This window comes from Paenibacillus sp. cl123 (assembly GCF_900101595.1).
Taxonomy (GTDB): Bacteria; Bacillota; Bacilli; order Paenibacillales; family NBRC-103111; genus Paenibacillus_G.
On record NZ_FMYY01000044.1, the window covers coordinates 1 to 9,436 of the forward strand.

The window sequence follows — 9,436 nt, forward strand, 5'->3', positions numbered from 1 at the left end:
CGGTCATCTGAGGCTGACTGACCGTCACGCGCACATTGGTAACTGGCTGATCGCCATTCTTGACAACGCCGTAAACGATACCAGTCGGCACCTTCGCTTCAATCACAGTTTCTGTCTGCCTGCTTAGCTTGAGCAGGTAAGGCTCGCTTGCCAGATAAGGGCGCCCCAACTTCGCCTCAACCCGAATGGTCTCCCCTTCATAGCCAGCTGGCAGTGTAAGGATTCCCGCTGCTGAAGTTCGGCCGTGGCTAACAAGTTCACCGGATTCGGGACGACTCAGCGTAACAGGTATGTCGCCAAGCGATTCCCCGTAAGCGTTGCGTACCGTAACGGTTACGGAAGCCGGTGCCTGTTCGTGAAGCGTAAGCTCGGTGTACGCACCGCTTCGAACGGCTGCATGATCCATAACAGCTAGAATGACCCCAGTAGAAGCTCGCCAAGAGAGGCGGAATGCTTCGCCTTCAGGTAGAGGCAGCATGACTGTATCTCCGTTAACAATAACTTGATTCACAAACTTGCCCTCTTTATTCCAGGCAAGAATCTTAGATTGTTGGTGGCCGTTTGGCTGCTCTGAATCGATCAGCAGCTTAAGCGCACCTGTCACTTGTAACGGGAGTAGCTCTGCTTCTGCTGTCTCTTTATTGCCTTTTGGATCTTCCGCGTAGATTTGTATCGCCCTAATCTCTCGAATCCCTTCCACAAGCGGAAAATTCGCCTTGAATGTGCCTGCTTCATGACGGTCTTCCTGCATGTCGATTTCGGCGTGCTTACTTAGAGGGGTCTCCTCTGCAGCCTCCACGTTCATGAGATATTCGATATCCGCTTTGACTGCGCTGCCGGGTTCACCCCTAACGGTTAGCGCTAAGTCACTGCCCAAGACCGCCTGGCCTCCGAGCAACTCCGATGCCTGCCAAGAAACGGAGTAAATCGGGTCGCCGCCAGGCATATTCACCTCGTCGCACGCTTGCATGCAAAATAAATAATTGCTCCTTACCAGCGGTAAGCCGCTTCGGTCAATACTGGAATAAATCACCTTTGAGCCATCCCCGCTCAGTGCGACTGCACTCCGATCAACGGCAGGATTGCCAATTTTCGTCTTCGCTCTGGTTGTTGGCTCATAGATAAACAGCCCTTCTTCGTCATGATCCTTGTTCTCATCCGATTCAATCAAAAACCGGTGGCCATCAGCACTGATTCGAATGCCATGGTACGTCTGAAGCTCCTGCTGGGCAAAAATAACGGTCTCCTCGAGCGAGCTTGTATCGACGGTGTAGACACTGCCCTCTTTCGTAAAGGACAGCCGCTTATTGTCGCGGCTGAAGCTTGTCGCAAACACATTCTCGCCAAGCAAACTCGCCTTGCTGTTCGTTCGATCATACAAATAAGCCGCCAAGCCGCCATTGTTCGCGTTCAATACACCGTAGACGAACATTCGGCCATCAGAGGATGGGAGCACATAGTCTACCGAAACCTCCTCGTTCTCCTCGCTGTATGGCAGTTGGAATGACGTCCTATGACCGGAAACGAGTTCATATTCGAAAATTGTGAACGATTCCTTCAAGGACGAAGCCTCATGCTTGCCAGCCTGGAACCACACTCGATGCCCATCACCGGAGATGAAAGCCAATGCGCTTAGCTGTTCCTCTGTTGTTATGCGCTGTTGATTCCCACTCCCCAGATCCACCACATAGACCTCGTTGTTCAGGTCATACACCGTGGAATTTACTAGCGAATACAACAGCTTAGCGCCGTCTCTGCTAAACTTCGGGTAGTCGATTCGCCCGACTCCTTCAGGCGGACTAAACGTCATCATCTCGCCAGAGACCAGATTCTCGACGAACAATTTCGAGCGGTAGCGCGGATTGCCCGTATCATCCTGTTCCATCTTCACCTGCACATACGCAATCCTGCTGCCGTCTTCACTGATCGCCGCGTCTCCTGCTTCGCCTGCTCCTGCTTGAAGCAGCTTTCTTTCGTTCTTGCCCGGCGTTCCCGTTACAATTGGGAATCCGCCTTCCGAGACGTTGCCTGCCTCATCTGCACTTAACACTTCGTAACGATAGGCCTTCTGTCTCGTGAGGCCTGATTCATCAAAGAACAGACCGCTCGTCTGACCTACCGTCTCACCATCGCGCAACACGACATAATGGGAAGGGCTCTCCCCGTTCCATGGTGCTACCCATTGCAGACGTATCGTATCAGGGCTTGGTGTCGTCCACTGCAGCTCAACAGGACGTTCCGGAGCAGTTCGGTCGACTCTAATCGTCACTGAAGCCGATGGAACGGTAACTTCTCCGCCAATCTCAGCCGTTGCTGTAACTGCGTAATTTCCCTCAGCTCCGAGTGGAATTTGGGCAGAGAAATGCCCTTCTTCGCCAGCTTGAGTATTCCCTGCTTTCAGCAGGGGACGCCCCTCGTAGGAGGTGTACACCGTAATAAGGGCATGTGCTGCCGACGTACCCTCCACCTGAATCGTTTCCTCATTTGTCAAGGGCGGCAAGCCGTTCAAAACAGGCGGAGCATAGACCGCCTCCATGACGTTTGGCCCTGGTACAACTCGGACTGTGCCTGTCTCGTTATTAGCTCCGGCTGCATAGACCGTGGATTGTAGAAGTAGCGCTGAAATCAGAAGAACTGACGTAAGTTGTTTGATACATTGCCAAACCAATACACACTCATCTCCTTTCCATTAATTAACTCTTGCTACTTAATCAATTATAACGTCGTCCCTTTCCCGTGAAATGAGTATAATCTTCGGAAGGAATCGGGAAAATTATTGGGATTTTCGGGAAATTATTAGGAACTCAAAGATTGAGATAGGGGGGCTTTCACTTTGACAGAAGACGAGAAATGGCGCCACAGATATGAGGTCTGTGACGCCATTTCTCCCATTTTTTAATGTCCAGAAAAGATAAAGTAGACTGGTAACACCCCGTTAAGCTAACGGGCAGGATAGTTCAACATTCGCCGAAATACCTTAAGCACGACGAATTTAAGAAGTTCGTGATCATCCTTGTCTTTCATGTGGCAGTCTAAGACTTTATTTATTCCCCTCCCAACCCAATTTCCCAGCCTTTGGGATGCTTTGACTCTTGGGTGCTGTTCAGTTCGGTTGGTATGATACAACTATCAAATCGAGCATGGAAGGTGGAACAGGTAATATGCAAATGACAACAAGCATTCGTATTTTGGCGGTCATCGCCATCCTAGGAGGGGTCGCTAGAGCGGCGATGACGCCGTTCTCGCTAACGCTTGGTGTAGACAGCGTTCCCGAGCTGTACTTTGGCATCGTGGGCAGCATCCTGCTGAGCATCGGAACGTTCGGCATATACTTCGCTCAAGCGAACGAGACGAAAAAACTAGGTCTCATTAGCTTTCTTATGTTAACGGTGAGCAATCTGTTCACGACACTTCTTGTCAGCTTGAACCTTTACTCGATCCAAATCGGCCGTGGTGACGAAATCCCCCCCGCTCCTTTCAGCGTCTTCATCATGATTAATATGACCTGCATGATTCTCGGGTTCATTCTATTCGGCATTGCTTCTTACCGAGGACGCGTGATTTCGAAGTGGTCCAGCGCCTGTCTCATCGCAACGCCATTCTTGCTGTTCGTTCCCGGGTTTAGCGACTTCTCGCCTGCGCTATGGGGTATCGCTTACGTCGGGTTCGGGATCAGCGTGCTGAACAAGGTCGGGAGCAACAAAGCCAGTGGATTACCTGCTATTTAGCGATCGTCTAACGCCTAGCCACTCAAAAACAAAAAGCGCGAAAAACACCGGTTGCAAATTAAAACCGGTGTTTCTTTTCGATGATCGATCGATAAACGGTCTTGCCTACTCCACCTGATTAAACCGTGATTCACGTGCCAGTCGCATGGCGTCTTTGCGCCTCTGCACCTGCAGTTTGTTCAAAATGTTCGTTACATAGTTCATGACCGTCTTGCTGCTAAGGCCAAGCTTAGTCGCAATGCTGACGTTCGATTCGCCGTCAGCCATTAAGTAGAGCACTTCCCGTTCGCGAACCGTCAGCTCGGGGAAGAGCTCTTCTCTTGCCGCCGGCCTAGTCGTCGCGAAGTAGTCGATCATCCGCGAAGCGATGCTCGGACTGAAAATTGCTTCGCCGCGGCTGACGGACCGGATCGCGCGGAGGAGATCTCCCTTTTCGGCATCCTTCAACACGTAACCTTTCGCTCCAGCGCGCATCGCGGTGAAGACCGAAGCATCATCTTGAAACATGGTGAAGATCAGGACACTCACATTCGGATCGGCGGACGTGATCGTACGAGTTGCTTCAATGCCGTTCAAGCCTGGCATCCGGATATCCATAAGGATGACGTCCGGTTTCAAGCTCGCGGCTAAACGGACCGCTTCCTCTCCGTTCATTGCTTCGCCGACGATTTCCAAATCGGGCACCGTGGAGAACAGTGTCGTAAGGCCATGCAGAAACAACGGATGGTCGTCCGCTATTATTATTTTAATGGTCTGAGTCATCATATTCCCTCATTCTTCGCGCTCGTTAGCGGCAAATACGCGTGTATAATCGTTCCTTGCGGTACCGCATTTTCAATCTGGAATACCCCGCCCAGTTCTTCCGCCCGTTCTCTCATCGACCCCAGCCCAATACCGCCTGTCTCTCGCTGTTGTTCCACGGAGCCAGGTTGTTCGGCTTTCGGCTCCTCCCGCCTTTTGCGGATCCCAGTGCCATTATCGCTTATTTCCACGTGCAGATGATTCATGCTATCCAGCTCGACGATGCCAAGACGTACGAAGCACTGCGTCGCCCCGGCATGACGGACGACATTCACAATCGCCTCCGTCGCGATTCGGTAAGCGGCCACCTCCGCGGCAGCCGGCATGTTCGGCAGCGAATCAATGACCTCCAATTCAATTTTTAACTGTTCGGGTTCCTCGATTGAGTTGATAGGGATCGTAACGTCGTTGATCCGCTCGCGGATCGCGCCTTCAAGTCCCAATTCGTCGAGCGCCGGAGGTCGAAGGTTGTGAACCATACCTCGAATTTCGGATATAGTCTGACGGATAACCGTGCCAAGCTCGCTCAATATCGATTTTGTCTTCGCCACATCGGATGTCACAAGCTCCTCGGCTGCGTAAGCGGTCAGCGCAAGTGCAGCCAGCCTCGGCGCAAGATCGTCGTGCAAATTGCGCCGCAGCCGCAGTCTTTCCTCTTCTCTGGCGTAGATGAGCTTCTCCTTTGAGGCGCGCAGATGATCGGCTAACTTACGCAGATCCGACGACGCCTTCGCGCCTTGCACGACCGCACCAGACTGATTTACGAGCAACGTCAAGAATCGGCGATCCGAAGCAGTGAACGTTTCTCCGGCAGCGCGAGGCGCGACTTGAAGCTCGCCGATCTCTTCGCCACGATGAATAAGCGGGAAAGGCACCGTTTCCAATTGACGTACGCCTGATTCCGCGGCCAGCATGCGAACACCAGCTCCGTTATCAAGTACGATCGCCGAATATGGCAATCGCAGCGATTCTCGGACCGTTCTCGCCACGAGCTCCAATGCCGCTTCTGGCTGCAGCGGGTCTTGTAGGCGGTCACCCAATCTGGACAGCACGGTATGCGGGCTGTCCTGTTCGCCATACATCATCTTGTTGACCAAGCGTTGCAGCCGTTCTTTCATCGGCGCGAATGCTACAGCCACGATGCTGGTTGCGAGCAAGGATACGAACCATTGCCCGTCGGTGCGAAGTAAAGCGCCAAGATACCAGACCGAGATCACATAAAGCAACACGACGCATAGCGATAAGATGCTATAGACGATCGTACGGTTCATAATCGGATCGATGTCCCACAGCCTGCGGCGCAGCACCGCCATTAGAATCGTAACCGGTATCGCCGCCATACTTGCATGGATGGCCACTTCGATCGCATACAACAAGACATAATTTGCTTCAATCTTCTCGCCCTGGAACAAAAAGAGGACGGTGAACAGAGCCAGTCCCCCGAGTGCTATCACTACACCATAAATGACCCACTTGGTCTGCTGCCGCTCCAACGGCTTCATGACTTTTCTGTATCGGAAGATCGTCACGCCGACGATGCTGACCATCCAAAATAAAGCGCTAATGAAATACAGCAGACTGGACCAATGGCCGATGTCGAGTACGGTCCCGGGGAAAAGATTTTTCGGTACCCATAGTGCCAATGCGATATAAAAAACTTTCATAGACCATCTCGGCATAAATCGACCATCCGGGAAGGTGAATAAGAAAAGCATAAATGAAGCAAAGCCGATTATTTCCGAGATACTCAAGAAAGGCTTCATTGTGCTCGAATAGTCAAGAAATCCTTTTGTAATCGGCGTGAACATGACCCCAAGCGCAATTAGCGTAAGCGAACCGATCTTCGCCATCGGCTCCGATCGATTCTTAAAATAGATAACAAGCCCAGCAATTATATGGAGCAATCCATAGACGACATAAATCGCGGTATATGCTCCAGCGTATTGCCCGGCGGTGAGTCCGTGGGACGCAAGCCATTCCGTCCCGGGAGGCGGATTATAGAATCCAACACATACGTTATCGACGCAATTGTCCCGGACATCAACATAGAACACCGGGATACTGATAAGATACAGAATGATGCAATACAGACCGAATAAAGGCACCAATGCCTTCAGGAGCATGACAGGAACCGGCGAGTTGCTACTCGCCGTCGACTTGACATCGAGCTGATGAATGGGGGTCGTCAATCGCGTGGTCACTTCCTTCAAAACGAGCTATTTTCCAAAACATCAGGATGATTTTAATTATATCAGCGCCTTTGATCAGCGGTCTACGCCTTGTTCAGATATCTCGGCGATCGTAGTTACTGACACGGTCTTGTTGAGAAATTGACCGTTACAATGACCATGAGAACGGCTGGGGGGAATAGAAAAAGACACCTCTTTTGGATGAGGTACTGCGGTAATAGTAGCCCAAGAGGCGCGCTATCATGGTTCATAGTATCAAAATACCTATTTCAAAGTTTCTTCCACGGTACCAACGTCTTCTGTCTCAGATGCGGTTTCCAACATCAATTTGCGAAGAAACAATAATTTTATCTGAATATGTTTGGGATAACGTTCGAATACTTGCGCTACCATAGAATTTTTAAACTCACTCACGCAATCACTCCTCGTCATAATGAGCCTCATGCGATTGAGGATTTATAAGGCTGCTTTCACCAGCTTCTTCGCCGCCTTTTGGACGGAACTTTTGGGGTGGGTTTCATAATGTATCCATACATTAAAACTTCGACTGCTAAGCTCGGGGAAACCTTAGCTATGGATTCCCTGCTTTAAGATCGGCAAGACCCTCATGGCCTCCGTTTCACAGCAGGAAGCTACATTCCCTAAGCAAAAAATCGAATAATCTCTTACATTTGTGCTTTGGTCCGAAAACATCCGTTGTTGGATTTCTTCAGGGTACTGCGATAATACGATTAGTGCAACCGCATGCATGGACTCCCATCGTACCCGTGTATTTTTGTGATGAATCAATGCCAGGAGCTGCTCGGCATTAGGCGCAAAAGGGTGGGGGTGGGTTTCAGCTGCCTTTGTAAAACTTCCGCGTAATCTCCTGCACGTTTCGCGTTCTTATGTAATAGGCCTTCTGCTATTTCTTTTAATAGAACCGGATTAACTTTGCACATTTGCGCTGCATGTTCGTTCGATTGCTGCGTCGAATCTCCATTCTGCGAGGATAGCATCGACACTACAGTTACGACCATCGTCAAGAATAAAACGGCGGTTCCTAGCTGGGGAGTTATACGCAATCGATTGTTTGCAAGCGATTACCAGTCGGTTCAACATGCCTGTATCAAGGCCGTCCACCGGGCCACAGCCCGTACTCCAATTGTTTGGAGGTTTAGCAGGTTATGCTGCTCGGTGGCGTTGTGCGACCTATCGCCAAATCGAAGCTTTGTGTTCAAAACCGTTCTGCCTTTCTGTCCGACCCTTTTCTGGATTACACACCCACAGCGGGTTGAAATCCGTTGCCAGCGGATGGCTTGACGCCATTTTCGGTCCTTTTTGAAATAAGCGTCTGAATTAGTGTGACTACAAAAATTTATCGACATCCCTTTGCTGCCATAAGTGCTAGCCGTAATAATAACGTTAGATCGTCCTGAAAAAGGCAAGATAGTGAATGAATCGATTCCGTTTTCAATCGTCAGGACGTAATCCGTGGCGCCTGGAGAAAAAAATGGACTCAACTCCCTGGATGAAAAAACAAGCGCGCTTATAATCTCCTTCGGTGCATTTAGATCGCGGGAAGTCGCAAACTTGACCGGAACCGGATAGATAGACAAAATAAACGTTTCGTCTCCCAGCTGACCGACCCATTATTGCCCATCGCCCAAACCGTGCCGTACACACGGATAAGCATGCCGAAGTTGTTGCCTCCCGACACAGCCACCGCACCGTCGAACGTTTGGCCGTTCTTCCATTTGACCACTTTTCAATAAACACTATACAGTAGACCTTTTCCTGCCGATAGAGACAGTAATTCCCGAAGCATGGGAAATTTATAGGAAATTTATAGGAAACTTAATTTAACCATTAACTTACTTTCAAGATATTCTCCACGAGCTTGAGGGAGCACGGTCTAAACTAGCAATTTGGTTGTGTAATAGAAAGTAGAAGGGAGTTAATATTGAATTAAATTAGGAATTTATTAGGCGAAGTGGGGAATCTCATCTACATCTTCATCCTTCATTGGTGGGGGAGGGGAGTGCCTGAGGTTTTTTGGAGGACTGTCCCATCCGCCGCGAGAATGTCGATTCTCTTTCGTTACCGTATAATCCTGGTAACTCCTTCGCTGCAGCCGCGCTTTTTCCGAGCAGATCATCGCGTTTATGCAGAGGCATTTTTCCCTGTCGTTGTCCTGTATGATAGGAGAACCTCAGCCAACGAATGAATTGCATCAATCGTTCAGCTCGGCCACATCGCTTGCGGAATATCGGATCTTTGCCGGCAAACAGTCCACTATCACCTCACCGGAATGGTCTCAGCAAAAAATGGAGCTCACGACGGTCGATGAGCGGCAAATTGCCGATTTGGCCGAAGCGCTCCATGCAGCGGCGCCGGCTTCCGTAACCGTTACGGTACGCAACGCTTACGGGGAATCGCTTGGCGACATACCTGTTACGCTGAGTCGTCCCGAATCCGGTGAACTTGTTAGCTACGGACGAACTTCAGCAGCGGGAATCCTTACACTGCCAGCTGGCTATGAAGGGGAGACCATTCGGGTTGAGGCGAAGTTGGGGCGCCCTTATCTGGCAAGCGAGCCTTACCTGCTCAAGCTAAGCAGGCAGACAGAAACTGTGATTGAAGCGAAGGTGCCGACTGGTATCGTTTACGGCGTTGTCAAGAATGGCGATCAGCCAGTTACCAATGTGCGCGTGACGGTCAGTCAGCCTCAGATGACCG

6 protein-coding genes and 1 pseudogene are annotated in these 9,436 nt (G+C 50.5%); 2 read left to right on the forward strand and 5 right to left on the reverse strand.

What is annotated here, in order from left to right:
* Positions 1–2,536, reverse strand: a pseudogene (locus BLR08_RS30355) (hypothetical protein); the annotation flags it as partial.
* 625 nt (positions 2,537–3,161) lie between these two features.
* Between BLR08_RS30355 and BLR08_RS30360 the strand changes: the two are divergent.
* A complete protein-coding gene (locus tag BLR08_RS30360; protein ID WP_072338310.1) occupies positions 3,162–3,728 on the forward strand; it encodes a hypothetical protein in 567 nt (188 codons plus the stop codon).
* 105 nt (positions 3,729–3,833) lie between these two features.
* On the opposite strand, the gene BLR08_RS30365 is transcribed toward BLR08_RS30360, so the two are convergent.
* The 4 genes from BLR08_RS30365 to BLR08_RS30900 all read right to left on the reverse strand — a co-directional run bounded on the left by BLR08_RS30365 (position 3,834) and on the right by BLR08_RS30900 (position 8,462).
* Entirely contained in the window at positions 3,834–4,490 is a 657-nt protein-coding gene (locus BLR08_RS30365) for a response regulator transcription factor (protein ID WP_072338311.1), read from the reverse strand.
* Entirely contained in the window at positions 4,490–6,208 is a 1,719-nt protein-coding gene (locus BLR08_RS30370; protein WP_176835646.1) for a GAF domain-containing sensor histidine kinase, read from the reverse strand. Before BLR08_RS30370 ends, BLR08_RS30365 begins: the two co-directional genes overlap by 1 nt.
* Before the next feature lie 774 nt (positions 6,209–6,982).
* Positions 6,983–7,132: a hypothetical protein gene (locus BLR08_RS31385; protein ID WP_176835647.1), complete on the reverse strand. Its 150-nt coding sequence runs from the start codon at positions 7,130–7,132 to the stop codon at positions 6,983–6,985.
* Between the two features lie 1,135 nt (positions 7,133–8,267).
* Positions 8,268–8,462, reverse strand: a complete 195-nt coding sequence (locus tag BLR08_RS30900; protein WP_143014504.1) for a hypothetical protein — start codon at positions 8,460–8,462, stop codon at positions 8,268–8,270.
* 400 nt (positions 8,463–8,862) lie between these two features.
* Between BLR08_RS30900 and BLR08_RS30375 the strand changes: the two genes are divergently transcribed.
* A partial coding sequence (locus BLR08_RS30375) for a hypothetical protein (RefSeq protein WP_176835648.1) occupies positions 8,863–9,436 on the forward strand: 574 nt, incomplete at its 3' end.

Bases quoted from the DNA above. Each gene is read 5' to 3' on its own strand.
- BLR08_RS30360 (WP_072338310.1), top strand. From the start codon at position 3,162: ATGCAAATGACAACAAGCATTCGTATTTTGGCGGTCATCGCCATCCTA.
- BLR08_RS30365 (WP_072338311.1), bottom strand. From the start codon at position 4,490: ATGACTCAGACCATTAAAATAATAATAGCGGACGACCATCCGTTGTTT.
- BLR08_RS30370 (WP_176835646.1), bottom strand. From the start codon at position 6,208: ATGCCGAGATGGTCTATGAAAGTTTTTTATATCGCATTGGCACTATGG.